General features: G+C 44.3%; 25 protein-coding genes and 1 pseudogene. 12 read left to right on the top strand and 14 right to left on the bottom strand.

The features are described 5' to 3' along the window. Positions 1-91: 91 nt before the first annotated feature. The gene (locus NIES1031_RS08955; RefSeq protein WP_073549077.1) at positions 92-1,666 is read right to left on the bottom strand and encodes a bifunctional ADP-dependent NAD(P)H-hydrate dehydratase/NAD(P)H-hydrate epimerase; all 1,575 of its coding nucleotides are present in this window, start codon (positions 1,664-1,666) and stop codon (positions 92-94) included. 733 nt (positions 1,667-2,399) lie between these two features. On the opposite strand from NIES1031_RS08955, the gene NIES1031_RS25975 reads away from it, so the two are divergent. The 4 genes from NIES1031_RS25975 to NIES1031_RS08945 all read left to right on the top strand — a co-directional run bounded on the left by NIES1031_RS25975 (position 2,400) and on the right by NIES1031_RS08945 (position 4,996). After that, positions 2,400-2,534, top strand: coding sequence for a hypothetical protein (locus tag NIES1031_RS25975; RefSeq protein WP_269085997.1), 135 nt, complete (start codon positions 2,400-2,402; stop codon positions 2,532-2,534). Positions 2,535-2,645: 111 nt separating this feature from the next. Further along, positions 2,646-3,647 (top strand): hybrid sensor histidine kinase/response regulator, encoded by a 1,002-nt coding sequence (locus NIES1031_RS08950; RefSeq protein ID WP_073549076.1) that lies wholly within the window; start codon positions 2,646-2,648, stop codon positions 3,645-3,647. A 27-nt stretch (positions 3,648-3,674) separates the two neighbouring features. Beyond that, a complete protein-coding gene (locus tag NIES1031_RS24275) occupies positions 3,675-3,812 on the top strand; it encodes a hypothetical protein (protein WP_178378091.1) in 138 nt (45 codons plus the stop codon). 440 nt (positions 3,813-4,252) lie between these two features. After that, entirely contained in the window at positions 4,253-4,996 is a 744-nt protein-coding gene (locus NIES1031_RS08945) for an SPOR domain-containing protein (RefSeq protein ID WP_084544288.1), read from the top strand. 7 nt (positions 4,997-5,003) lie between these two features. On the opposite strand, the gene NIES1031_RS08940 is transcribed toward NIES1031_RS08945, so the two are convergent. The 6 genes and pseudogenes from NIES1031_RS08940 to NIES1031_RS08915 all read right to left on the bottom strand — a co-directional run bounded on the left by NIES1031_RS08940 (position 5,004) and on the right by NIES1031_RS08915 (position 10,882). After that, positions 5,004-5,540 (bottom strand): hypothetical protein, encoded by a 537-nt coding sequence (locus NIES1031_RS08940; RefSeq protein ID WP_218596711.1) that lies wholly within the window; start codon positions 5,538-5,540, stop codon positions 5,004-5,006. A gap of 218 nt (positions 5,541-5,758) precedes the next feature. After that, a pseudogene (locus tag NIES1031_RS23730) lies at positions 5,759-5,973 on the bottom strand (chemotaxis protein CheB). Positions 5,974-5,975: 2 nt separating this feature from the next. Next, a complete protein-coding gene (locus tag NIES1031_RS08930) occupies positions 5,976-6,428 on the bottom strand; it encodes a chemotaxis protein CheB (RefSeq protein ID WP_073549074.1) in 453 nt (150 codons plus the stop codon). An 88-nt stretch (positions 6,429-6,516) separates the two neighbouring features. After that, complete coding sequence (locus tag NIES1031_RS08925) at positions 6,517-10,038, bottom strand: PAS domain S-box protein (protein WP_073549073.1); 3,522 nt, start codon at positions 10,036-10,038, stop codon at positions 6,517-6,519. Between the two features lie 209 nt (positions 10,039-10,247). Then, the gene (locus NIES1031_RS08920; RefSeq protein WP_330219957.1) at positions 10,248-10,661 is read right to left on the bottom strand and encodes a response regulator; all 414 of its coding nucleotides are present in this window, start codon (positions 10,659-10,661) and stop codon (positions 10,248-10,250) included. A 128-nt stretch (positions 10,662-10,789) separates the two neighbouring features. Beyond that, on the bottom strand, positions 10,790-10,882 hold the full coding sequence (locus NIES1031_RS08915) for a hypothetical protein (protein WP_236738779.1): 93 nt from the start codon (positions 10,880-10,882) through the stop codon (positions 10,790-10,792). A gap of 109 nt (positions 10,883-10,991) precedes the next feature. Here NIES1031_RS08915 and NIES1031_RS24270 point away from each other — a divergent pair, with 109 nt between their 5' ends. After that, positions 10,992-11,132, top strand: a complete 141-nt coding sequence (locus NIES1031_RS24270) for a hypothetical protein (protein WP_178378090.1) — start codon at positions 10,992-10,994, stop codon at positions 11,130-11,132. A 10-nt stretch (positions 11,133-11,142) separates the two neighbouring features. Here NIES1031_RS24270 and NIES1031_RS08910 read toward each other — a convergent pair whose 3' ends face one another. Next, the gene (locus NIES1031_RS08910) at positions 11,143-13,317 is read right to left on the bottom strand and encodes a PAS domain-containing sensor histidine kinase (protein WP_084544285.1); all 2,175 of its coding nucleotides are present in this window, start codon (positions 13,315-13,317) and stop codon (positions 11,143-11,145) included. Between the two features lie 663 nt (positions 13,318-13,980). Here NIES1031_RS08910 and NIES1031_RS08900 point away from each other — a divergent pair. Continuing rightward, complete coding sequence (locus NIES1031_RS08900) at positions 13,981-14,703, top strand: response regulator (protein ID WP_073549071.1); 723 nt, start codon at positions 13,981-13,983, stop codon at positions 14,701-14,703. A 416-nt stretch (positions 14,704-15,119) separates the two neighbouring features. Next, on the top strand, positions 15,120-15,557 hold the full coding sequence (locus tag NIES1031_RS08895) for a hypothetical protein (RefSeq protein WP_073549168.1): 438 nt from the start codon (positions 15,120-15,122) through the stop codon (positions 15,555-15,557). Between the two features lie 6 nt (positions 15,558-15,563). On the opposite strand, the gene NIES1031_RS08890 is transcribed toward NIES1031_RS08895, so the two are convergent. Both NIES1031_RS08890 and NIES1031_RS08885 read right to left on the bottom strand, forming a co-directional pair. Next, complete coding sequence (locus NIES1031_RS08890; protein WP_073549070.1) at positions 15,564-15,998, bottom strand: nuclear transport factor 2 family protein; 435 nt, start codon at positions 15,996-15,998, stop codon at positions 15,564-15,566. A gap of 133 nt (positions 15,999-16,131) precedes the next feature. Further along, a complete protein-coding gene (locus NIES1031_RS08885; protein WP_073549069.1) occupies positions 16,132-16,653 on the bottom strand; it encodes an orange carotenoid protein N-terminal domain-containing protein in 522 nt (173 codons plus the stop codon). Between the two features lie 259 nt (positions 16,654-16,912). Between NIES1031_RS08885 and queG the strand changes: the two genes are divergently transcribed. Both queG and NIES1031_RS08875 read left to right on the top strand, forming a co-directional pair. Next, positions 16,913-17,863: a tRNA epoxyqueuosine(34) reductase QueG gene (gene queG, locus NIES1031_RS08880; protein ID WP_073549068.1), complete on the top strand. Its 951-nt coding sequence runs from the start codon at positions 16,913-16,915 to the stop codon at positions 17,861-17,863. Positions 17,864-17,876: 13 nt separating this feature from the next. Then, complete coding sequence (locus NIES1031_RS08875) at positions 17,877-18,569, top strand: HAD-IA family hydrolase (protein ID WP_073549067.1); 693 nt, start codon at positions 17,877-17,879, stop codon at positions 18,567-18,569. Positions 18,570-18,801: 232 nt separating this feature from the next. Here the strand turns inward: NIES1031_RS08875 and NIES1031_RS08870 are convergent, their stop codons facing one another. Beyond that, positions 18,802-19,179, bottom strand: coding sequence for a hypothetical protein (locus NIES1031_RS08870; RefSeq protein ID WP_073549066.1), 378 nt, complete (start codon positions 19,177-19,179; stop codon positions 18,802-18,804). 212 nt (positions 19,180-19,391) lie between these two features. Here NIES1031_RS08870 and NIES1031_RS08865 point away from each other — a divergent pair, with 212 nt between their 5' ends. From NIES1031_RS08865 to NIES1031_RS25970, 3 genes are all read left to right on the top strand, one after another. Further along, positions 19,392-19,922, top strand: a complete 531-nt coding sequence (locus tag NIES1031_RS08865; protein WP_073549065.1) for an orange carotenoid protein N-terminal domain-containing protein — start codon at positions 19,392-19,394, stop codon at positions 19,920-19,922. Positions 19,923-20,284: 362 nt separating this feature from the next. Beyond that, a complete protein-coding gene (locus NIES1031_RS24265; protein WP_073549064.1) occupies positions 20,285-20,485 on the top strand; it encodes a hypothetical protein in 201 nt (66 codons plus the stop codon). Between the two features lie 87 nt (positions 20,486-20,572). Continuing rightward, positions 20,573-20,707: a hypothetical protein gene (locus tag NIES1031_RS25970; RefSeq protein WP_269085996.1), complete on the top strand. Its 135-nt coding sequence runs from the start codon at positions 20,573-20,575 to the stop codon at positions 20,705-20,707. Positions 20,708-20,841: 134 nt separating this feature from the next. On the opposite strand, the gene NIES1031_RS08855 is transcribed toward NIES1031_RS25970, so the two are convergent. The 3 genes from NIES1031_RS08855 to NIES1031_RS08845 all read right to left on the bottom strand — a co-directional run bounded on the left by NIES1031_RS08855 (position 20,842) and on the right by NIES1031_RS08845 (position 24,030). Continuing rightward, positions 20,842-21,618, bottom strand: a complete 777-nt coding sequence (locus NIES1031_RS08855; protein WP_330219956.1) for an ABC transporter ATP-binding protein — start codon at positions 21,616-21,618, stop codon at positions 20,842-20,844. 90 nt (positions 21,619-21,708) lie between these two features. Beyond that, positions 21,709-22,758 carry an aromatic ring-hydroxylating oxygenase subunit alpha gene (locus tag NIES1031_RS08850; protein ID WP_073549063.1) on the bottom strand — a complete coding sequence of 350 codons (1,050 nt, stop codon included), beginning with the start codon at positions 22,756-22,758 and terminating at the stop codon, positions 21,709-21,711. Between the two features lie 54 nt (positions 22,759-22,812). Continuing rightward, positions 22,813-24,030, bottom strand: coding sequence for an ABC transporter permease (locus NIES1031_RS08845; RefSeq protein ID WP_073549062.1), 1,218 nt, complete (start codon positions 24,028-24,030; stop codon positions 22,813-22,815). Between the last annotated feature and the right edge of the window lie 30 nt (positions 24,031-24,060).

The following is a 24,060-nucleotide window of genomic DNA, read 5'->3' as shown; positions in this document are numbered from 1 at the left end:
GAATTGACAGATGATCGTACATCATGTACAAAGTTTTTAGTTTATGAGCAAAAATAATCCGTAGGTCGCGCTCGTCCTGTTTAGCTGATCGCTAATTGCTTCGCATTACAGATATCAAATACTGCGTCAAAGTAAAGGCATCTACGCCCATTTCGGTACGATCGCGCGCTGCTAAAATACCCGCTTGAGAATGCCACCACGCAGCGCTGGCGACAATTTCTAGTAAAGGTATATGTTTAGTAGTCGCTTGCGCAATCAATCCACCTAATAAACCTGTCAAGACATCACCACTACCACCACGCGCCAAAGCTGGCGTACTTTCAGGGTTAATCCACACATAATCAATATCGGCGATCGCGGTTCTTGCGCCTTTTAGTAACACCACAGCCCCACTTTGTGCAGCGGCTGCACGTACGGCGGCGATCCGGTCGCTTGTCGGATCAACAGTATCAGGAAACAATCGCTTAAATTCACCTGCGTGCGGTGTTAATACAGTTGGTGCTTGTCGGCGTTGTAATGTGGGGATTGTTCCCATTTGAGCAAGAATATTTAAACCATCCGCATCTAAAATCAAAGGGCGATCGCTGTTCATAACTTCTTGTAAAATTGGCTTGGCGTCTACAGTTAAGCCAGGACCACAGGCGATCGCATCAAACGACCTCAAATCAGTTTTTTCGGGTAATTGCAACTGCGCGATCGCACCGCTTGCGGTTTCTGGGCAACCGACGATGAGGGCTTCGGGTAATTGTGCAGATAATAGCGGTTTAATCGACTCAGGAACCGCTATTGAAAGCATTCCGACACCACTTGCTCTTGCCCCTAAACCTGTTAAAATTGCCCCGCCTGTGTAACGTCGCGAACCGCAGATGAGTAATAAGTGTCCCTGTTTGTATTTGTGCGTCACGGGCGATCGCTTGAGTGGTAAAGTTGCGATCGCACTTTGCGGGGTAATGCGTTGTATCTTGGGCGATTCCAATACCGCTTGGATATCTGCAATTGGAATATCAAAATCAATTAATTCAGCTTGACCAACATAATCTAACGCTTGGTCTTGCAACAATCCTATTTTCCACAATCCTAAGCAAAATGTCTGCGTTGCTTGTACGGCGGTTTCTAGCACTTCCCCTGTATCGGTGTGTATCCCAGAGGGTAAATCAATACTCACCACTGGCTGTGACCATTCATTCAACTGATCGACAATGCGATCTACAGGCGAAGCCAGGGATCGCTCTAACCCAAACCCAAATAAACCATCAACAAATACAGCACACTTTGCTAGAGGTTCCAAAGCTTCATAAACCGGAATACCTAAACTTTTGACATATTGTGCGTTTTGTGCAGTTAAGTCTTTTAACTTAGAAAAAGGGCAGCAAACCACAATGTCATATCCTTGAAAGTGTAATTCGCGTGCCACCACTAAGGCATCACCGCCATTATGCCCAGGCCCTACTAAAATACCAATACACGGGAAATGCGATCGCGGATAAAGCTCGATAATCCGACGCGCAATCAGCCCTGCTACCTTCTCCATCAAAGCGGCGACTGGCATTCCTCCTGCAAAAATTCGCGCTTCAATATCCCGCATCTGCTGCGCAGTAACCACAACGCGGGAAATTTGTTCGTGTCGTGTTGTCGTATTCGGCAAAGGAGATTCTAAGTTGAACATTTTAGTAAGAGCTACACTCACTGCTTACTCTTATTGTTCCTGAATTGATGCATACGCCACCTACAGCAAGAGAGAAATCCAGTACTGTTTTACTTTCTTTTTACTACAACGTACGTTCAGCTACTCATCGCGTATTGCCAAGCATAACGAAAAAATCGTATTTCTAGATAGTATTTCTATTAATTCTTGCCATAGTGAAAGTTAATTTACAGAAGTAAACTAACCTTTGTATCAATCAGTATTAATTCACCCAAACAGCCTAATGTAAGTCCATCAAAAACAACAAATTCGAGTTCCCATTATTGTTGCCTTAATGTTGGGTGTAGCGTACGCCAATTGAAAGCACTAGTTTTCTCATACACTATGCTTTCAATTTCGCGAATGAAAACATGATTACTATTATATAGTGGTATTAGCTATTTGTAGCCTTTTTATTATTTTCCAACATAGCTTTGCAGTACAAGATTTTTGGTGCTATAAGCGTCAAACTGCAGAAATGTGATCGCATTCACTTTGTCGGCATTTATAGCATAAGTCAGTAACTTTGTGCGTTGTCTTTGCTAAAAATAGGCTCCCTCGCTCAATAGGTAGACTTTCTTTGTAAAATAGTCAAAGCTTATGGATACAAAGAACTTGATCGTGACTGAGTTAATACGTTGCTTAAATGCAGAACATCTCAGTGTAATACAGCCAGCAATGAGAAACTTGGTACGAGAACTGCGGCAAGAGTCGTTTGCTTTTTACGCCAGAAGACAATCTGCAAAATCAAGCTGATCGGGAAATGCACATCGCCCTACACGCAGGGCAAGGTGAAAACGAACGCTGGCACGTCCGCAAAGATGGCAGTCGCTTTTGGGCAAGTGGGTGAGTGATGCCGCTACGCGATGAAGCTGATAATGTGCAAGGTGTCAAGTGACCAAGTAGCAGTGGCGCTGGAACGGGCAAATTTGACAACTTCATTGCAGCAAGCTGTGAGCCGTTGCAACAAGCTAACCGCATTAAAGACGAGTTTTTGGCAGTATTATCGCACGAGTTGCGATCGCCACTGAATCCGATTCTTGGTTGGTCAAAGCTACTGCAAACCCGCAAGCTTGATGAGGCAAAGACTGCACAAGCCTTAGCAACGATTGAAACCGTGCGTCTAGCAGTAGAAGCCAAATCAATCGAGTTAACGGTAAACCTTGACTTTAATGTAGAAGTTTCCGGTGATGCAACGCGCTTACAGCAAGTGATGTGGAACCCGCTTTCTAACGCGGTCAAATTTATGCCTACAGGCGGTCGCGTTACGGTAGAGTTAACACAGGTTCGCAATCAGGCTCAAATCAGAGTCAGCGACACAGGAAAAGGCATTCAACCTGATTTCTTGCCTCTTGTATTCGACTACTTTCGCCAAGAAGATGATGGCAAAACGACGCGCAAGTTTGGCGGATTGGGTTTGGGACTCGCGATCGTACGGCACTTGGTTGAACTGCATGGCAGCACAGTCGAGGTAGAAAGTCGCGGTGAAAATCAGGGAGCAACTTTTACAGTACAACTTCCCCTCATACGCAGTGAACCAACAGTCGATCAGAATCACCAATCGTCGGAACTCCCACCCAATTTAAACAACGTTCAAGTTTTAGTGGTTGATGACGATACTGATACTAGAGACTTTGTTGTTTTTGTGTTAGAACAGGCAGGAGCAGCGGTAATCTCAGCAACTTCCACAAACGAGGCGGTAGTAGCTTTAACGAACTCTCAACCGGATGTATTAGTCAGTGATATTGGGATGCCAGAGATGGATGGCTATATGCTAATGCAACATATTCGCTCACAGCAACGCGATATTCCAGCGATCGCACTGACTGCCTACGCCAGTGATTGCAATCAGCAACAAGCTTTACGCGCCAGATTTCAACAACATATCACAAAACCTGTCGAGCTAGAGACGTTAGTCAAAGCGATCGCAACACTGATCAAATACAACGAAAGCAGCATCTAACCTTTGCTCTCGCCTGACACTCACTGCATGAATTTAATCTTGTCTCTCAGCATTGGCGGCTACCGCGTACACAAGTGGTCGGTTCTAGCAAAATCCCTGGCAAACCGCCCCCAAGCTACGCCAGTTCCTACAGCGGAGGTTCTTCCCGCGCGTGAGCGCAAGTAGTGTGGATTTATACCACTTCACTTTAAATTTGCTACAAATGGGTAGCAGAGAAAGCAGGGGTGCAGAGGGAGAAATTAACTGTAGTTCTTATTTAGTGAAATAGTATTAGGGGGGCGAAAAAGCTTGGAGCGCCAGAGGGGGCGGGAGACTTCTAAATTACTTAAAGTTCCTGACTTGTGCGGGATTTAGAGGCGAGTTATAATTCGTGTCAGAGGTCTACTGTATATTTACTGAAATTTTAGTATCAATAAAAATCAATAATACTAAATTTATCAGCAAAACCTCGCTTGGAAATATACCCAAACTAACGCTAATTTGCTTTTGTAACATTTATTCACTTAAATGCGCTAAGCAACCAATTTTGGCTGTAAAGTGTCTAATTTAACATCATTTAAATTAATTTTCTATTTGCCATCTCAGCATTGTTAGCCTAACTAAAGATGAACAAGCCTCATCAATCGCGCAATATCAGTTTGTTTGCTCAACTTGCTACCTCATTACTCGCGGTACCTGTTCCCACAATATTGGGAGGGTGGTTCGTTGCAACGACTACAGCCGCACTAGCGGATATTGCAGTCGTCGATCGCTTACCACCACCACCATCAGTCCCACTGGCAAAAGAGCCGTTACCACCGCAATCAGTTTTTGTTCCCCGCGAATTTGATTTTCAAGCACCATCATCGAATACACCACCAGCGCTTAGCAATCCCGATAGTACAAATTTGAACTATTTAGTTTATGTTGATGATGTGACTTCTCCAACGCTAGAGCAAGTCAAACAACTTGAACCACAAGCTTTTGTGCGGCAGTACAATGGACGTCGTGTTGTTCAAGCTGGAGCATTTGCGCAAAACTCGAATGCCCAGCAACGCGCTCAGGAACTTAAATCGGTTGGAGTAACAGCGCGGATTGTCGATTTAAGTACGGGTACTGACACGGCGTTTGTTGGTGATGCGCGGTCATATTTTGTCGTCATTCCTGATCGCCAAGAAAGTTTACCAGCGATCGCTGACCAAATTAGACAACTACAACAAAATGTTGTCATTGACGTCAGCCAGCAACAGCAACCAAGAGGACCACACGTCCGCGTCGGACCCTTTTCCAGTCGTGCTTTAGCCGAACAATGGAACCAATTTTTCCTCAACTCTGGCTTAAGAAACGCCCGCGTTTACTATGGGCGCTGATGTGATGCTAACTCGCTAGGGAAAAGTCAGCGACGAGAATCCAACCAAAGAACAAAGCACTCGCCAGCGCAGAACTCCACGCTTCGTCAACCAGCGCCACTACAAATGAGAGAACAGCAATTAATAGCGGGAATAAGGGTAACAAAAGAAACATAAAACCCAATTGTGGCAGGAAGTTCAGCGTTAACAAAAAGCCACCAATCAAAATCACGCTTTGGGCAAACCACCAACCAACTCGCGCTTTTTTAGCACTAATTCCTTGCTGCGCAATACCTGACGCTAAAAACCAAGGAAGACAGGCAGACAGGCAATACTTAAGGGCAACCACAGTTGTGGGCGCATAGGAATCAACCACTATTGCAACCAAACAACTTGTGCCATCGCACCAAATGCAACCCACAACAAGGCAAACAACACTAATCCCAATCCCGCCATTCGCCATGTAGGACGCGGTAAATAAGCAAGTCACACCAAATCGACAGAAAAAAGTCAAGTGATAAGCTAAGCTGGAAAAATGACAAGAAAAGCCCATCGAGAACGCCATCTTTCCAGTGAAGACCTGAAAGCTCGTTATAGCTCAACACTAGATAAAGTAGAATGTCGTCGTTGGCATTGAGGCTGGTTAGTCGCCAAGAAAGGGACGCTCAAAGCAGCCGCTGCCGCACTAGGATTGAGTGACGATGACGCTGTTGCGCTGGTCAAAAAAGACAATCAAGGAGGGCAACAGACCCTCAAGAATAAACACAGCGGGAGAAAGCAAAGCTACAATTGTTCGCCTTGTTCTGCTTCCTTAACCGTTAAAGCTGTACGGTGGTTGAGAAGACTTGCCATCTGGCTAGGATGATAGGGGTACAAGTGTTGTATACGGTAATTGCTGCGGGAAAGTCTGTGCTTAACGAGGATAAAACTTCGCTAAGCGCTTTCAGTCCACCTGCGGAAGCACCGATCGCGACGACGGGAGACGTAGTAGAAGCCAAGTTCAGAGTTGCTTGATTACGGCTAAACTTGCTGTCCCATCGTTGAGTATGCCTGACAAAACGACTCCCACAACCCTTTGTCCGTAAACTCTTGCGGCTGTACGAAACAAGGGATCAACTGCGGAACGATGGCTGTTTTCTCTAGGACCGCGTGCTAGATGAATGTATCCATTTTTAACGAGTAGGTGATAATCAGGTGGCGCGACATAAATGTGATTGTGTTGAATTTCTGCACCGTCTTGAGGATGAACGGCTTTGAGCAAAGATTTGTTTTTGTGTTTTCTCTGAATACAACGGTTAAGGATACTTGGTAGTACACTTGTGCTGTGTGCTGGTATATGCAGCACAACGAATATTGCAGCAGGTAGGTTGGTAGGCAAATGACGAATAAGTTGCTCTAGCGCTTCAACGCCTCCCGCCGATGCTCCAACGACGATAATGTCGCATCCAGACATTTTTTAGTTTGTCAAGAAAACTTGGTTGGCGCTCAGAAGTAATTTTTAATTGCTCTATTAATTCCAGCCTATCAGAAACTATGCAGATTTACCCTATCTCCTTAGAGATGACTTGTCGGGGCAGGGTAATCTGAAATGTAGAGCCTTGACCTAATTTGCTTTCCACAGAAATTGTTCCTTGCATCATTTGTACTAAAGATTTTGTAATGGCGAGTCCTAAACCAGTACCGCCATGCTTACGCGTTGTTGTCTGGTCAATTTGCCGGAATTCCTCAAAAATGCACGGTAAATCTGCTTCAGCAATGCCAATACCCGTGTCTTTAACGCTGAGGAGTAGTTGCATTGGCGCAGGTTCGCAAACGCTAATTTCGACTGAGCCAGTTTCAGTAAATTTAATCGCATTCGATAGCAGGTTAACAAGTACTTGCCGCAAGCGAACGCTGTCATTCACGATCTGAGAGTCGTCAATATTAATCATAGTGTTCAACTTTAACTGTTTTTGTTCGGCAAGCGGTTGTAATTCAGCGACAGTTGAGTTAATTAATTGCGCCAGGTCAAATTCTTCTGGGACAAGTTCTAAGCGTCCAGCTTCAATTTTAGATAAATCAAGAATATCGTTAATCAGCGCGAGTAAATTTTTACCGTTATTGAGGATGCGCTCGACCATTTCGACTTGCGTAGTACTCAGCGATGCAGTACGTTGTCGCAGTAAAACTTGAGCAAAACCGATAATGGCATTCATCGGCGTGCGCAATTCGTGTGACATTGTTGCCAAAAATTGCGATTTAAGTCGTGCAGCTTCGATGAGTTGCAGATTTTGTTGTTCAATGCGCTGGCGGTTGAGTTCGAGTTCGCGGTTTTGCCGTGCTAAGATTTGGTTTTGAATTGCTAAGCGTTCTTCGCGTTCTTCTAAAACGCCAATCATCCGCGCATTATTGATGGCGATCGCGGCTTGTTCGCCGACAGCCATGAGTAAATTTTGGTCTTCTGCGTCAAAAGCTTCTGGATTTTCCCAGTTACCAATTGCTAAAACGCCTAATCGTCCGGCTGATGCTGATTCGATCGCCACCGCATGAATTGCAGCAGGTAACTCGACCGCTTGGGGTTCTTCTGCACCAGAGGTTTTGAGTTGGCGATCTCTTGGTTTTGTTGCTTGAAATAGTTGCGCTTCACCTGTTTGGAAGACGTGATTAAGAAATCCGTCACCACTATCAAACAACTCCATCAACAACAACCTTTCGCGACCGACACCTGCTGTCGCAGTTAATTCAAGTTGCGAGGTTTCGGAATTATACAATAAAATTAAGGCAAATTGTGCATCGCTAATGCCGTCATAGATTGCTCGCACCATAACTTGTAGCAATCCTGGTAAATTCGTGAGACGCTGATTCAGGAGATTTGTAATGCGCTGCAATACGCGCAACTGTTGCTGCTGTTCGCCTAAAATAATTAGCGCTTGACGCAAGTTTTCGCCAATGTCATTCGCCTGCTGAAATAATTTCGCGTTATCAACTGCTAACCCTGCACGACGTCCAATATCTTCAGCAAAAACAAGATCGGCTTGGGTATAGGTACGTCCTGATTCTGCTGAGAAAAAGGTAATTGTCCCTAACATGCGATCGCGGGCTTTCATCGGAACGCATATGAGCGACTTTAAACCGACTTGACGCAAGATTTCTAAATGTTCTGTATCGCGCGCAAGTCCTGCTAATAGAAAGTCAGAAATTTCTGAGTATAACTCTGACTTGCCACTACGAATAACTTGGGGTGTTCCTATGAGCGCATCAGGGTTAAGCGGATAACGACTGATGATTTCTTTTGCCCACTTAACTTTTTCTGGGTCAGCGTGCGTTAGTGCAGCTAGACTTAGCGTACCGTCTTCGTCTACTAAGTAGATAGTACACCAATCTGCTAGCTGTGGAACAATTAGATTAGCTAAATTTTCTAGGGTTGTTTGGTAGTCTAGCGAAAGTCCGAGTAAAGCGCTTGCTTCGGCTAAAAAGCGTTCTTGTTCTTCTACGCGCTTGCGTTCGGTAATATCGAGAAATGCACCAATACTACCTCTACATTGCCCTTGCTCGTCGAATAATGGTGCCGCATAAGAAAGAAGCTTAATTGCAGAATTGTTATCTGTAATAACGTCTATTTCTTGCTCTAAAACATCGACGCCGTTTGCAGCAGCGTATTGCATGGGTAACTCGGCGGCGGTAATTTCTCGACCATCCGCATAGATTTTGAAAGCTGGTTGTTCCTCCGGAGGCGCGCTTTTAGAAGCGTTAGCGTCAATGGGGTGATGAAGGAGTTTGGCAAGTGCGGGGTTAAGTCGAATATAATGACATTCTGGATCTTGCGCGATCGCAATTCCCACTGGAATGACATCAAACAACGTTTGTAATTCGTTGACGCGTAGTTCTAAGTCGCGGTTAAGTTTGACGATTTCAGCTTCGGAACGCTTGCGATCGCTTAAATCTAATACGTAACAAATGCCAATTTCCTTAACACTATCAATCAACGCCCCGCCTATTAGAATCGAGACGCGACTACCGTCTTTGCGGATAAATTCTTTCTCAAACGGTGTGAGAATGCGCGACGATCGCATTTCGGCTGCGGCTTGGCGATCAATTTCTGCGTATTCTGGTGGTGTTATGGCTTTCCAAGACAAATTTTCTGCAACGATATCTTGCTTAGAGTAACCTACCATTTGCAAAAAAGCATCATTCGCATCGAGGATTTTGCCTTGCATATCTGCCACAATAATCCCCAGCACGTTTGATTCGGCGAGATAGCGAAATCGCGATTCGCTCTCGCGTAGGGCGTTTTCGAGTTGCTTGCGTTCGGTAATGTCGCTAATGACCCCTGACATACGAATCGGACAGTTATTAGCATCGCGCTGTGCTTTACCTCGTGCTAAACAGTAACGATATTCTCCTGAACTGCGAACAAATCGTAATTCTGTCTCACAATTTTCATTATTTGTCAAGTGGTTGCGGATAACTTCGCGGACTCGCGGTAAATCTTCTGGATGTATCCGTTGCAGAAATGCGGTGGTGGTGCAGTCAAATTCTGAGCGCGACACGCCTAAAATTTCGAGCAGGCGATCATTACAATACACTTCATCGGTCGCACAATGCCAATCCCAAATTCCATCATTTGCACCTTCTAAAACTAGGCGGTAACGTTCCTCACTTTCTCTTAAACGTTCGTTGGCGATCGCTGCTGCTTGTTCAGCACGGTAGACGCGAATTGCTTGGCGCAGAACTTGAGCTAAATTTTCTGGTGAGATCTTGGCTTTAGAAAGATAGTCGTGTGCGCCTGCTTTAATCAGTTGTACGGCGATTTGTTCGTCGCCTTGTCCTGTGAGTACGATTAAAGGAACTGTAATTTCCAACGCGCGTAGCTGCTGTACTAAATTTAGACCGTTACCGTCGGGCAAACAATAATCAAGGAAGACACAATCAAAATCTTGCGTTTGCAGCGTCGCGATCGCTTCTGCACAATCACTGACTTCTAATATTTCAGTTTGCATCCCAGCGGCTCTAAGCGCTCGGCGTACTGCCATCCGATCGACTTCATCGTCATCAACTATTAGAATTTTTACAGTTTCTTCCATAGTTATTATCGGAGATTGAGCGGGGATGAGCAGTGCAGAGCTTTGGTTCAAGTGTTGAGATTGACAATCGTCACGCTTGTTGAACCCTGCTTCGTTAAAACAAATTTTTCTGTCTTTGGTATAGCGTGTATTCAGACGCATTTCTTTGTTTTTAGATTCGGGTTTTCACAACTTTCCTCGATTTTTACCAACCGTGCTGGCTACACTACTTAGGGTATTTCACTCAGTGTCCAATACTTATTTAAGGTGGCGACGGCTTCGACAAAATTGGCAAACGTTACAGGCTTGAGGATGTATCCCGCTACATTTAGGTTGTAAGCTTCTACTTTGTCGCGGTCTTCATTCGATGTTGTCAGAACAATCACCGGAGTAAAACGCAGTTCGGGATCAGCACGTAACTCGTGTAAAAATTCGATGCCATTCATTTTTGGCATATTTAAGTCAAGAAGCACAAGCCGCCATTCGCGAGGAATCGGCGCATCGCCTTCCCCACGCAGAAGCGCTAACGCCTCTAAACCATTAGCCGCCATATAAAGTGGATCGGTAATGTTATTCTTTTTAAACGCACGCTTGACATTCATTACATCCACTTCGTCATCTTCAACAAGTAGGATGTTTGTCATTTTGTTATTCATTATTGAGTACAATTTAATTTAATTTTTGCTGCTAATTTGTTAATCTGCCTCAATCATTAGCCAGATTTCTGTTATTGACAATAAAGACTTAATGCTTTAGAGATATTTCTTATTACTTAGTTTTGCTCTTTTACCCAAGTCAAGTGAAACGTTGCGCCTTGTCCTACTTGAGATTCTACCCAAATACTACCTCCTTGACCTTCAACAATTTTCTTGACAATTGCTAATCCGATACCTGTATTTGCTTGGCGATCGCTAGTAAAACCAGTGTAGCAATACCAATCAAGACAGCAAGCGTAGAGTTATCGATTTGAGTCAATGCGTCACCTCCTTGCGGCGTTAACGTATGTTGCTAAATCAAGTGCGGTGCAAGAAGCAATGATCGCTACTGATGTTGTGCGTACCGGCGATCGCGTTTGGGTTGGTCATAACAGAGGAATAGTTCGGTGTAGAAATTGAGAAGTCGTCGCTACTTTAGCCAAGTAAAGTGAAAAGTGGCTCCTTGACCTGCTTGCGAAGTAATATAAATTCGTCCTCCTTGACTTTCAATGATTTTTTTGACAATCGCAAGCCCAACACCCGTGTTTTCGACTTTATCGCGAGCTTCTAAGGTTTGAAAGATGCCAAACACTTTTTCGTGGTACTCAGGTGCGATTCCTGGACCATCATCAGCTACGGTAAATTCATAACAATCTTCTTTGTCTGTTGCCGCGATTGTGATGTTACCGTTGAGTCGGTTGTGATGTTTGATTGCATTACTAATGAGATTGCTGAATACTTGAAATAAGGGTAACTTTTGTGCGTGCAGTGTCGGCATTTCTGTGGTGATCGCAATTGTAAATTCTGGTGGAGGTGCGAGCATTGTTAGTACTTCATTGAGCAACGCTTGAACGTTCACTAATTCAGATTTGGTTGCTGTGCGTCCGACACGCGAGTACTGTAACAAGCCGTCAATTAAGGCTTCTAGCCGATGGACGCGCCCGCGCAACAATTCCATTTGACGGCGGTTTTCGGCACTGAGTTGATCGGCGATATCTTCTTCGATCCACTGCGACAGATTGGCGATCGCTCTTAAGGGTGCTTTTAGATCGTGCGAGGCGACATAAGCAAATTGATCTAGTTCTTGGTTGCGCTTTTCTAAAGCAGCATTAGTAGTTGCCAACATTTTTGTTAAATAAGTCAATTCCTCAGCGCGCTGTTTTAATGCTTCTTCAGTTGCCTTGCGCTCGGTGACATCAACACAAGAGCCAATATACCCTGCAAACTCACCGTTTGGTGTAAAGCGCGGTACACCTGTATCAACTAACCAGCGGTACTCGCCATCAGCACGTTGGAGCCGATATACCATCTCAAAGCGCTGACGCGCCGCAAAGGCTTCTAAGTAAGTTTGCCAACACAGTTCTTTATCGTCGGGATGAACTCTCTGCGCCCAACCGTCACCTACTTCCATATCCATACTACGTCCTGTAAAGTCGAGCCACGGTTGATTAAACCAATTGCACTGCTTATCGGTTCCAGATACCCAAATCATGACAGGCGCATTGTCTGCCATACTACGGAAGCGAGCTTCGCTTTCTTTAAGGGCTTCCTCAAAGCGTTTGCGATCGTCGATATCTGTCGCAGTTCCCACCCAGGATATAATCTGTCCGTCATTGTCGCGTACAGGTACGGCTCTACCGATGTGCCAGCGATAGACACCATCTTGACGCCGGAAACGATATTCAATTTCGTAGAAAGTCCCCGTACTGACTGCATAGTTCCAGCGGTTAAGACACTCGGCTAAATCATCAGGATGAATAATCGCTTGCCATCCCAACCCAGCGCTTTGCTCAGGTGTCAATCCGGTATAGTCAAACCACCATTGATTGTAGTAATCCATCGTGCCATCGGGTTGTGCTGTCCAGACAATCAAAGGCATTGCATTCGCTAAGTTACGATAGCGCTTTTCACTAATTCTCAGTTCTTCTTCCGCACGCTTGCGCTCGTGAATATCAGCACAAATACCTACCCATTCGCGAATTGAACCATCTTCGGCAATGACGGGTACGCCCCGCGCCCAAAAGTAACGATAGTTGCCATCGGCACCGCGAATCCGATATTCGGTATCGTAAAGCGTTTTTTGCTGTACTGCGCGATTCCACGTCAAAGCAGTGCGATCGCGGTCTTCGGGATGTACGGCGCTTAACCAACTCCAGCCTTTGACTTCGGCGACGGTTTGACCTGTGTACGCGCGCCAAGCTGGTATATCGTCTACTCTACCTTCGGCATCGGTTGTCCACACAATTTGTGATGTCGCAATCACAAGCGAACGATAGCGCTGTTCGCTTTCTTGTAGAGCTTTTAAAGGTTCTTCGGATGGCTGTACGGTAGAATTGGCTAGTTCTTCGTGGTAGGGAGTGCAACTCACGATCCAATCTTGAATTTGACCTGCTGCAATCACTGGTGTCCCTTGTTCGCTGTACCAGTGATAGTGACCATCCGCAGCGAGTAAGCGATACTTGATTTCGTAAGGTTGCCCTTTGGCGATCGCTAAACATTGTTGCATCGTATAACGATTGCGGTCTTCTGGATGTAGTGCTTTGGTAAATCCCCATCCTTGCTCTACTGCCATCGACTGGCGATCGTCTCCATGTATAGTATCCATATGTAAAGTTTTTATTAATTTATGCAACGATATAATGCTGTCGTCATCTTTAGCTGCAATTTGAGCAGTTTGGTAACTTGACCATCAACTTTGACAACCTGATATACTTGGCACGCTGCGCAGAATGAGTCGATCGCCTTGCGTACTGTTGTTAATACTAGAAAAGTAGCTACAATTCAACATAAATGACTGAACTGCTAATACACAGACAATTATTAAGGAATGCTTTGTTTTAGCCGCTGCTAGCTGCTATTAGTTCTACTTGGTCTGTTCTCTTCTCAAATTGATACAATAATCTCCACAAGACTTAGTAGCAAACGCCAGCGCTTGCATAGAAACTAATGATGGCAATTGGAGTTTCTCCCACAAGTTCAGCTTACTCAATGATGGTGTAAGACAAGTTTACTTCTTAGCATTGTTGATGTGCTTCGACAATCGCGAAAAAAAGTAATTAATAATACATTTTTTATACTTTGGTCAGCGCAAACCTTGGACTACAGCTTGTTGAGACGGCATTTTGGGAAAACTCTACAAATTCGCCATTAAATTGCTCTAGATTAGAGAAATCTCTACTTCTGTTGATGGGTGATTTTAACTACACTAGTCCTGTCAGATTAGTAACTTCGGTTTTAAATTTAAAAATGGTAGAAGCGGTTGTTGACAATGAATAAAATTCGTGTTGCTCTAATTGAAGACCATGACCTCACCCGCGTGGGTATTCGTACAGCCCTGCAACAGCGACAGGAAATTGAAGTGATTGGAGAAGCAGCTAACGCCAGTGAAGGGCTAAAACTGTTACAAACAAGTCATCCTGATATTGCGATCATTGATATTGGTTTACCTGACAAAGATGGTATTGAACTCACGCGGCAAATTAAAGCCAGTCAAGATAGTGAAGATGATAGTCATACTAAGGTATTGATTTTAACTTTACGCGACAACAAAGAAGCTGTTCTAGCAGCTTTTGCTGCGGGTGCGGACTCCTATTGCATGAAGGATATTAGCTTTGACAACTTGCTAGAAGCGTTACGCGTGACGCATGGTGGTAACTCGTGGATTGATCCAGCGATCGCGCGGATTGTTCTACAACAAGCAAGAGAAACGCCGGAAATTGCTGAACCAGTTACGGCGGAGAGTAAGACAGTTGCGATCAATGCGGCTGATGCAGAATATGACCAAATGATCGCTGCGTACCCACTTACCGAACGCGAACTTGAAGTCTTGCAACTGATCGTCGAAGGTTGCAGTAATGCGGTGATTGCCGAGAAGTTGTATATTACAGTCGGCACAGTAAAAACACACGTGCGTAACATCCTCAATAAGCTGTGCGCTGATGACCGTACTCAAGCTGCGGTTCGGGCATTGCGTTCTGGCTTGGTAGGATAAAGATCCGCAAGAAGATAAGCAGACGAGTCACAATTATGCATTGAAGCTGTGCTGCTCCTATCTCCCTTTTCAGCATTTCTATAATTTATAACTCTCGGCGCTTGTGCTAGCGGTCAAAACGGCGATCACATGGTCGAGTTTTTCTGTTTTTACTAGCAAATACTTATAGGTAAAGTATTAAATCATACCTAAGGAGGTAAAAAAGATCTGCCTATAGGTGTATTAAAAGATGTTTTTGATTTCTGCCAACGCTTCATTAATTATTATTATAACTTTTATTAAAAAGAGTTTATAAATACAAGTTTTTATTGAAAACTTGATATTACTGGACACAGTATGGTAAGCAACATTCTACTCGACGCAGAGTAAGTGCTTACTGGCAGTTGGTTGTAAATCAAGTTATTCAAGCTGTTGTTATGACACCATCACTTTCTTTAGCACCACGATATCGCCTAGACGATGAATCGCCCTGGTTATTAGGAATTGACCCAGCACGGCACTACTGGATTACGGTCAATGGTGATGCCGATACAAGCGCGATCGCGATTCCAGGGCTAATCGTGTCATCAATGAGCGAATTCAAACAAACGATTCGTCAGTTCCGCGCGTTACAACCACAACAGCAAATGCAAATCACGCGGACTGCAAGTAGTTTTACAATTCACTGCATTAGCTCAAACTGCTACGCCGTAGAAGTTGATGGCGAAGCGATATCGGTATGGCATCTATTTGACCAAGAAAGTTTAGAAAGCTTGTTAATGACGGCACACCCCGACTGGCAATGTGCTGAACGTGACGTAGATTTAGGACGTCAAATGTTAATGCGATCACTCGCGCAATCCCTCGTCGCTTAATAGCATTTATGAATTAGGACGCTGCATTGCTAATAAATCTTGCGGCGAAGCAAGCAATTTGACAGTAGCAGCAACAATTTTGCGTTGCTGATCGAGTACGAATGTCCAAGAGACGTTAACACCGCACCAAGAAGTTTGCACTTTTCCGGCAACTTGTACCTTGATTGCATCTTCTTGCGGCTCAATGACTCCTTGAGTTGGTGAGAGAATCATGTCTTGTGCTTCTTTATGAAGGTAAGCAGCGATCGCCTCTCGTCCTATAATCAGAGATTCAAAAGGTGCCTTAAGTGTGCCATCGCCAGCAAAGAGTGTCGCAGTTGCATCAAAGTCACCTGCGTTGAGCGTTTCAAAGTAGCGCAATATCGTTGGTTCAGTAATACCCTCAATGCTAATCGAGCGTTCTGAAGAATCATTAGCTGAGGAAGTAGATTCAGGCTTCATAAGACAAGTTCTTATTTGGCAGGCAAAAGTTACAAAACAAAAAGAGCAGGGAATGATCCTGCCCTTATAAAGTCGATTGTATTAGAGAACAGTAACGGAAGGGAAAATTTTGTGGCGCTCAACCCGACTTGAGCTAGTCGGCTAAAGGATCGACGCCCATATCAACGACCGTGCTACGCAACACCGTGATTTGTTGACCAAAATCAAGCGACTTGATTGCTTCTAAGACTTCGGTAACGGCTGAAGAAGGTTGGTATCCAGGGGGCATCGGTACAACAATACCGCGATCCATTAATACAGAAAGCTCATACCAGAAAGCAAGCTTAGTATTTGTGCTCAACACTCCATAAGCACGGCTGATTGCGGTGTTTCTGTTTGCAGCTAAATCACGCATAACCTGTAATTGTTCAGCGTGAGACATTGCTTTAATTTGGCTGAGTAGCCCTTCGGCTAATTGTAAACGCGCAGCACCAGGGGCAGCGGGTGTAATCGAACGCCCCATTTCGGTGTAGGCGTACCAAAGTAACGCTAGCTGATCGTCCACACTGAGGCGCTTGAATAAAGCTATGGTTGCAGGCACGGCGTCAGCGAACTGGGTGCTAGAGTCGAAGCGGTTAGAAGAAAATATGGAAGCTGACTCGGTTGTGTATGTCATGTCTGCTCTAGAGATTCTTGACAAGGATTAGGTTGTATGCATGAATCTCTCCTCCTTGATTTCTAGTATGCAACGTTTCTTTACAGAACGCAAATAAAATTTACAAATGAAACAATTCAGCAATGTTAAACATATAAATCGAGCTTGAAATCTACTACACAAAGGCTTATCTACCGATGTCAGTCGCTTCAGAAGTGATAAAAAAAATGAATAAGTCGAGGAGTGTTAGCGTAGAAGCAAGTATCTAGTATCGAAGAGGATGAGTATCGATACAACTCAAATCAAGCAAAAAGCCTTAGAGTTGGGATTTCATCAAGTAGGAATTGCCGCTGTAGATCAAGGTGTTACAGAACCACAGTATCTGCAAGCATGGTTAGCACTCGGTTATCAAGCAGATATGGCATGGATGGCAAACCCCAAGCGACAGGATATCAAATTAGTTATGCCAGACGTGCGATCGCTCATTTGTGTTGCCATAAACTACTACACTCCCCACCAACGCCCTCAAGAAGCTAAATATGCAAAAATATCGCGCTATGGCTGGGGAAGGGATTATCATAAGGTTTTACACAAAAAATTAAAGTTGTTCAGTACTTGGTTAGAAGCACAAGCCGAAGGCATCAAAGCGCGTTACTATGCGGATACAGGTCCAGTGCAAGATAAAGTCTGGGCGCAACAAGCTGGAATCGGTTGGATCGCCAAGAATGGCAATGTGATTACCCGCAAATATGGTTCTTGGGTATTTTTAGGTGAGGTACTGACTAATTTAAGTTTAATTCCTGACCAGCCACACACCGAACACTGTGGTACGTGTACTCGTTGCCTTGATGCTTGTCCTACAGATGCAATCGCACAACCTTTTATTGTTGATGCAAATCGTTGCATTGCTTATCATACAATTGAGAATCGGAGTGAAGAACTACCCGATGCAGTAGCAGCGCAACTTCATGGTTGGGTTGCGGGTTGCGATATCTGCCAAGATGTTTGCCCCTGGAATCAGCGGTTTGCTAAAGAAACAGATGTAGTGGAATTTCAGCCCTATCCCTGGAATATTTCACCTACACTTGCAGAACTTGCTGAAATTTCTGACGCCGAGTGGGATAAGCGATTTCCAGCTTCAGCACTACGGCGAATTAAACCAGAGATGTTGCGGCGAAACGCCAAAGCAAATTTACAGGGCGCAGCGATTATGTCCACAAGCCAACAGTAAAACGCGCCCCATAATGACAGCGAAAGTGATTATTTTTGATTTTGATGGTACATTAGCCAACACGATTGATGTAATTGTTGATATTACAAATCGTTTAGCTTTAGAATTTGGCTATAAACAAACAACTCAAGGTGAACTTGACAAACTCAAAAACTTAAGTTCGCGAGAAATTGTTAAGCAATCAGGAATATCAATTTTAAAGCTGCCTTTTCTGATTAAGAAAGTTAGAGCCGAACTTAATAAAGAAATCAAGAACATCAAACCCATTAGTGAAATTAAGGATGTTTTGTACGAATTAAGTTCTAGAGGGCATCAGTTGGGAATTGTTACCTCTAATTCCAAAGAAAATATCGGAGAATTTCTTGAGAAAAATGAATGGCAACATTTGTTCGATTTTGTTTACTCAGGAACCACGCTTTTTGGTAAGAGTAAAATTATCAATAATTTAATCAAACAAAGAAAAATAAATCGCGAACAAATTATTTATGTAGGTGACGAAACACGAGATATTGAAGCTGCGAGAAAAAGTAACGTTAAGGCGATCGCTGTAACTTGGGGATTTAATTCCGCGGAAGTTTTAGCTGAGCAAAACCCAGATTTTTTAGTATCGCAGCCGCAGGAGTTGTTATCAGCGGTAATGGCACTACATACGACTGAAGAAATGATAAATTCCTATTCGTTGAGCAACGAAGTATTGCTTAACTGATACAATTAATACTCAACTAAAGAATAGTTGAGCAAATACAACTTAGAAACTAGTAATAGTTATTAGTTCTAAGTAAGTGGGTAAAAATAAACATAACTTAAGGGCAGGTATTTGGTAACTGGTCATTGGTCATTGGAAAGAGTCTCTACTAGCCATTACCCATTACCTATTACCTGACAAGTGTTACGTGTGATATTTAATTATGTCCACCTACTTAATAGAATATAGTTGACTAAGAGTTACCAGCTTTACCTAAATCAAGAGCTTTCTTGAGGAGATCGTCAGAAACTTCAGAAACTGGTTCAGCAGCCGCTGCACTTTCTTGTGCCATTTGTTTGTAATCGTCAGGATTGCCGGTTGCTGGTGCTTCAGTCTTACTTTCTTGCTGTTGCGATACTTCAAACTGTGGTGCGGTTGCTTCTTCAGCTGCTTGCGCTCCCGCTTCTGTACGATCGATATCACTCACACTCATTTGCTGTGCAGCGGCGTAATCAGCGTCAAAGTCTATATTCGGGGCTTCTTCTTTGCCTGCTGCCATATTTTCTGCGGCAAGTTGGGCTTCTTGAGTAACGGCTTCGCTAGGGTTAGGTTTTAATTCTTCGTCAGCCATAAGCGTCTCCTATGGAAATATTTTTAAGTATGCTGCGATCGTACCAGAGTGCTACTACACTTCCATAACCTCATTGAGATAGATTTTGTCTCTCTATTTCAAGAAATACGTGCGTATATAAAAAGTTAAACTCTCTCTCTTGGAGGGCGATTTGCAATCATAAACTCTGTTACTCCTGATGCTAGACCAATTTTAAATTCTGGAGATAAGCTATGACTTCTAGCCCAAACACGAATCAGCCCCAAGCATTAAGTGACGAAACACAAAAGGTAGTCCAAGCTTTTGATGGGTTAGAAACAGACGCAAAACTAGCTTGGTTTTATTTAGTTTATAAAAATATGGGTAGCTCAATTACCCCAGCTGCTCCCGCTGCAACTGATCCAGAATTAGCACCAATGCTATTAGGAGACTACTATAAGCTATCTAACGACGAGCAATTAGCGATTATGCGGCAGATTGTGAACCGCGAAGATACAGAATATTCACACGCTTACGGTGCTTTGAAAGAGAACAATCAGTTAATGGTTTGGTATGCGTGGGCGCAAGCAATGGGCGATACCGTAGTAGGTATGCCAGGTGATTATCAACCTACAGAAGCTATCAACGATCTGTTATCACAAATCGAAGCACTTGACTTTGACGATCAAATTTCCATTTTTCGGACGATCGCTAGCAACATGGGTTACACCAATATCAAACCAATTGAAACTCAAGCACAAACCGGTAAAACGTCAAGCCTCTAAACACCTTAGATTTACGAAGTTTTAATTAGTTGTGCTTTGTATAAGCCCGTATCAGCGGGCTTAGTTTATATACAACATAATTCTTAAAAGCTTCTTGTATTCTTTAATACATCCGAAGTTTATAATTCTCTATTATCAGAAAGAGCGCAAGTTGTGAGTAGAAATTATATAAAAAATAATTGGTAACGATACGACGAATGATTATGCATCAACATCTGGTAACAGTTGTTGCCTTTGAACAAACAACAGCCTCAAACTATAGTTCACCTACCTTTTCAGGTTCACAAGGTTTTTTAGTTTAAATCGCAGGAGTTTTACTAGCTTTTGCTTTCCAATTACTTTTAGGTAATTTCTTTATTGCTTTGGGAATTTCTTATCCAGAATCAGAACCAGCACCTGACGTTGAAGATTTGGATACCAAAATCGATAAGATTGGGATAGTAGTTGGGTTAAGAGCCTTAGGAACGCTCATTATTACGTTATTTGCAGCCTGTTTTTTGGCAGTTAAACTGAGTTTTATGCATGATCGCCTTCTGGGAGCAATTCTCGGTTTAATTATCTAGGCTGCCTACTTATCTTTACTCATTTGGGTAAGTTCGACTACGGTTAGTTCGGTAATTGGTACGCTGCTGAAAACAGCAACTTCGGGTTTGCAAGGCATTATTGGAACGGCAGTAGTGATTGCCGCAGAAGAGTTAAAGCCTAGTCAGTTAACACCTAAACTCGAACAATTGATTGAAACGACTCGTCAACAGCAAGCGCAACAACAAGCAGAAGCAGCATAGAAATCGGCGATCGCTGACTCGTTGGCGGTTGTAGATTAATGTCGCCTAGCGAATAAATTCGCGGCTTATGAACAAAGTCCACCTGCGTGGACTCAAGAAGGAACAAGACTGAGAAAACCTCTAACCTCCAATCGCTAAGAGGTGGCAACTCGGTTGATGTCGGCGGGAGTCAAGTGCGAATGGATAACTTCGCCGTCTTTAAACCAGACAATGCGTTGTGTTTTGCGGGCGACGTCGGGTTCGTGTGTCACCATGACGATTGTGATACCGCTGGCGTTGAGTGTACCGAAGATTTCTAACACTTCTTGCGTTGTTTTTGAGTCAAGCGCGCCTGTTGGTTCGTCAGCAAGCAGTAGTACAGGTTGATTAACAATGGCACGTGCGATCGCAACTCGTTGCTGTTGTCCGCCGGAAAGCTGATTCGGTCGGTTATTCAGTCGTTTCTCTAAGCCAACACGTCGTAACGCTTCAGCGGCGCGATCGCGTCTTTCTGCTGTCGAAATACCCGCGTATACCATCGGTAGCATGACGTTTTCTAGTGCAGTTGATTGCGGTAGCAGGTGAAATTGTTGAAAGACAAATCCAATTTTACGGTTGCGGATGTGTGCGAGTTCGGTATCGCTCAAATCGGCGACATCAACGCCATCTAAGTAATAGTGACCGTCTGTTGGGCGATCGAGACAACCGATAATGTTCATGGCAGTCGATTTTCCTGAACCGGAAGCGCCCATGATCGCGCAGTACTCGCCTTGTTCAACTGTTAAGTTAACGTCTGATAGCGCTCGAACTTCCGTTTCTCCTACACCATAGATTTTGGAGACGTTTTCTAGGCGGACTATTGTCTTTGCAGGAGTATTGCCTCGATCACGTTGGGCAATTGCTACGGTAGAGTGTGGTGAGTTGTGTTCCATGCAGGTAGTTGTCCTTAATAAAGGTCATAAAGTGACTAAGATTTCAGGAAGAGTTTACGTAGAGATAACTCTGACTCCCGACCTTTTATATCAAGATCGCCAACGTAAAATTTGGGTTTTTACTGGGTTGTTAAACGGGCGACCTTCGGCGGCAGCGCGGGTAAATTCGGCTTTCAGCTGATAGTACCAACGTGCTTGTGTGTCAGCATCGCGAATGAGGAGTAATGTCGGATCGTATTTCAAGCCTTCTTGCTGTTTAATGACGACTTGACGGTCTTGGTCGAGGAATGCTCGGACAAAAGGTTTAATTAGCGGTTTGATTGCAGTAATCCAGCGTGTTGTCCAGTAGACAAGCGTTGTGACTTCGGTTTCGGTTTCTGATAGGGGAGTGACAGCGGTGAGGTTACAGACATTATGGTGTTCGGTGCTGACATGTTCTATGCGGACGCCAGGGAGACGAAACGAAATCTCAGTTTCTGGTGCGCCACCGCCAATGAGTCGATAACCCAGTGCGACGTTAGGAATTTTGTGCCGCCGCATCGTAAAGCCATACGGTGAGGGGTCAAAGGCTTTGACTTCTTCAAACAGCGATCGCCCTGATTTCCACCACCAAGAACGATGAACAAATGATATATGTGCGGGGTCCATTAAACCAATAATTGCATGATCTAAATAACATGGAAAGTGCAATGTGACAACTAATTGATACGATTTGTCACCAAAAAAAGGCACTACGGGAACTTCCATATCTGTTGCTGGCAGTGCCTTGCGCTCGTTCGATGCCATGTAAATCCAAATGTTGCCTTGCACTTCGCGTACGGGATACTGCTTGACTTGAAAGCGCTTGAGATCGAGGGAATCGCCTTCGATTAATGCGGGAATTTCTTTACAGCGTCCAGTTTGGTCAAAACGCCAGCCATGATAGCAGCATTCGATTTCTTGTCCGTCGAATCGTCCATAGCTTAGTGGCACTGCGCGATGGGGACAGATGTTGCGGAGCGCAAACACTTTACCTTCACGGCTGCGTGCGAAAACGATTGGCTCACCAAGCAAAGTTTTTGCTACCATAGCTCCGCGTTTGAGTGAGCCTCCAGGTAAGGCGTAGTACCAAACATCGCGCAAGAAGTCGTTTTTTGCCATCAGTTGATAATACTTTACGAATTAGCTTCTTATCCAAAGTTTAGAATTGTAGAGTTAAGCACTTCTCAAAGCAACAATTGGATCGAGTTGGGCAGCGCGACGCGCAGGAACAACACCAAAAATAATGCCAATTCCACCAGAAACGCCAACCGCAAGCGCGATCGCCACGGGTGAAACGCCTGCTTGAAACGGAGTGAAAACTCCAATCAATAAAACTCCACCAACTCCTAACACTGTACCGAGTACACCACCAGCAGCAGAAAGAATCACCGCTTCAATCAAAAATTGAATTAAGATATCATCCTGCGTCGCACCGATCGCTTTACGCAATCCGATTTCTTGCGTTCTTTCGGTAACGGATACGAGCATAATATTCATGACGCCAATACCGCCGACTAACAAGGAAATTCCTGCAATCGCGGCTAGCATGAGCGTCAAAGCGCTTGTGACTGTACCTGCAATTTCTAAGACGTCTTTTTGGCTTTGAACGCTAAAATCATCCTCGCGGGTGATATTGTGTCGCAATCGTAACAAGTTGGTAATTTGAAACTGTGCTGCATCAACGCTGGCCTCGCTTTGGGCGGATACGGAAATAAACGTCAAGTTCACACCATAGGGAGAATTTTCGCCGATAATCCGGCTTGCCATTGTCGTCACAGGAATATAGGCGCTGTCGTCATAGTTTGTTCCTAAAACCGAGCCTTTTTCTTCCATCACACCGACAACTAAGAAGCTGATATTACGAATTCGCACCTGCTGACCAACAGGATCTTGATTGCCAAAGAGACGTTCGGCTAAATCGACGCCCAGCGTAACGACTTGGTTATTGCGCTTGACATCAAGGTCGGTGATAAATCTACCGCGCTGCGCATCAAAACTACGGACTACAGAAAAATCGGGGTTTGTACCGACGATCAAGCTATACGTATTACGGTTGCGGTAGGTGACAAGTTCGCGCGAGTGTAATTGTGGGGCAACTGCGCCGACTGTCGGGACTTGAGTAGCGATCGCTTCTGCGTCTTCTAGAACTAACGTTTTTGGTAAATCAACCGTCGTCCGTTGCGCGTCACGGTTGCCTGGGACGATAAATAGTACGTTGGTTCCTAACGATTCAAACTGTCCAGAAACGAAACGCTGCGCGCCTTCACCGATACCCACCATTGCAATCACTGACGCATTACCGATGATGATACCTAACATCGTCAGCGTGCTGCGTAGCTTATTCGCTAGCAACGTTTTTGATGCCATTTTAACGCTTTCAAGTATGTCCATTATTGGTAAATTGGTAATAAGTAATTGGTA

This window comes from Chroogloeocystis siderophila 5.2 s.c.1 (assembly GCF_001904655.1).
In the GTDB taxonomy this organism is placed as follows: Bacteria; Cyanobacteriota; Cyanobacteriia; order Cyanobacteriales; family Chroococcidiopsidaceae; genus Chroogloeocystis; species Chroogloeocystis siderophila.
Note: the sequence above shows the minus strand (reverse complement) of the source record. Positions and strands in the feature narration are given on the sequence as shown.

Excerpts from the sequence above, each read along its gene's own strand:
- NIES1031_RS08955 (WP_073549077.1), bottom strand. The coding sequence starts at position 1,666 with ATGTTCAACTTAGAATCTCCTTTGCCGAATACGACAACACGACACGAA.
- NIES1031_RS24275 (WP_178378091.1), top strand. The coding sequence starts at position 3,675 with ATGAATTTAATCTTGTCTCTCAGCATTGGCGGCTACCGCGTACACAAG.
- NIES1031_RS08945 (WP_084544288.1), top strand. The coding sequence starts at position 4,253 with ATGAACAAGCCTCATCAATCGCGCAATATCAGTTTGTTTGCTCAACTT.
- NIES1031_RS08940 (WP_218596711.1), bottom strand. The coding sequence starts at position 5,540 with ATGGCGTTCTCGATGGGCTTTTCTTGTCATTTTTCCAGCTTAGCTTAT.
- NIES1031_RS08930 (WP_073549074.1), bottom strand. The coding sequence starts at position 6,428 with ATGTCTGGATGCGACATTATCGTCGTTGGAGCATCGGCGGGAGGCGTT.
- NIES1031_RS08925 (WP_073549073.1), bottom strand. The coding sequence starts at position 10,038 with ATGGAAGAAACTGTAAAAATTCTAATAGTTGATGACGATGAAGTCGAT.
- NIES1031_RS08920 (WP_330219957.1), bottom strand. The coding sequence starts at position 10,661 with ATGACAAACATCCTACTTGTTGAAGATGACGAAGTGGATGTAATGAAT.
- NIES1031_RS24270 (WP_178378090.1), top strand. The coding sequence starts at position 10,992 with ATGCGTCACCTCCTTGCGGCGTTAACGTATGTTGCTAAATCAAGTGCG.
- NIES1031_RS08910 (WP_084544285.1), bottom strand. The coding sequence starts at position 13,317 with ATGGATACTATACATGGAGACGATCGCCAGTCGATGGCAGTAGAGCAA.
- NIES1031_RS08900 (WP_073549071.1), top strand. The coding sequence starts at position 13,981 with ATGAATAAAATTCGTGTTGCTCTAATTGAAGACCATGACCTCACCCGC.
- NIES1031_RS08895 (WP_073549168.1), top strand. The coding sequence starts at position 15,120 with ATGACACCATCACTTTCTTTAGCACCACGATATCGCCTAGACGATGAA.
- NIES1031_RS08890 (WP_073549070.1), bottom strand. The coding sequence starts at position 15,998 with ATGAAGCCTGAATCTACTTCCTCAGCTAATGATTCTTCAGAACGCTCG.
- NIES1031_RS08885 (WP_073549069.1), bottom strand. The coding sequence starts at position 16,653 with ATGACATACACAACCGAGTCAGCTTCCATATTTTCTTCTAACCGCTTC.
- queG (WP_073549068.1), top strand. The coding sequence starts at position 16,913 with ATGAGTATCGATACAACTCAAATCAAGCAAAAAGCCTTAGAGTTGGGA.
- NIES1031_RS08875 (WP_073549067.1), top strand. The coding sequence starts at position 17,877 with ATGACAGCGAAAGTGATTATTTTTGATTTTGATGGTACATTAGCCAAC.
- NIES1031_RS08870 (WP_073549066.1), bottom strand. The coding sequence starts at position 19,179 with ATGGCTGACGAAGAATTAAAACCTAACCCTAGCGAAGCCGTTACTCAA.
- NIES1031_RS08865 (WP_073549065.1), top strand. The coding sequence starts at position 19,392 with ATGACTTCTAGCCCAAACACGAATCAGCCCCAAGCATTAAGTGACGAA.
- NIES1031_RS08855 (WP_330219956.1), bottom strand. The coding sequence starts at position 21,618 with ATGGAACACAACTCACCACACTCTACCGTAGCAATTGCCCAACGTGAT.
- NIES1031_RS08850 (WP_073549063.1), bottom strand. The coding sequence starts at position 22,758 with ATGGCAAAAAACGACTTCTTGCGCGATGTTTGGTACTACGCCTTACCT.
- NIES1031_RS08845 (WP_073549062.1), bottom strand. The coding sequence starts at position 24,030 with ATGGACATACTTGAAAGCGTTAAAATGGCATCAAAAACGTTGCTAGCG.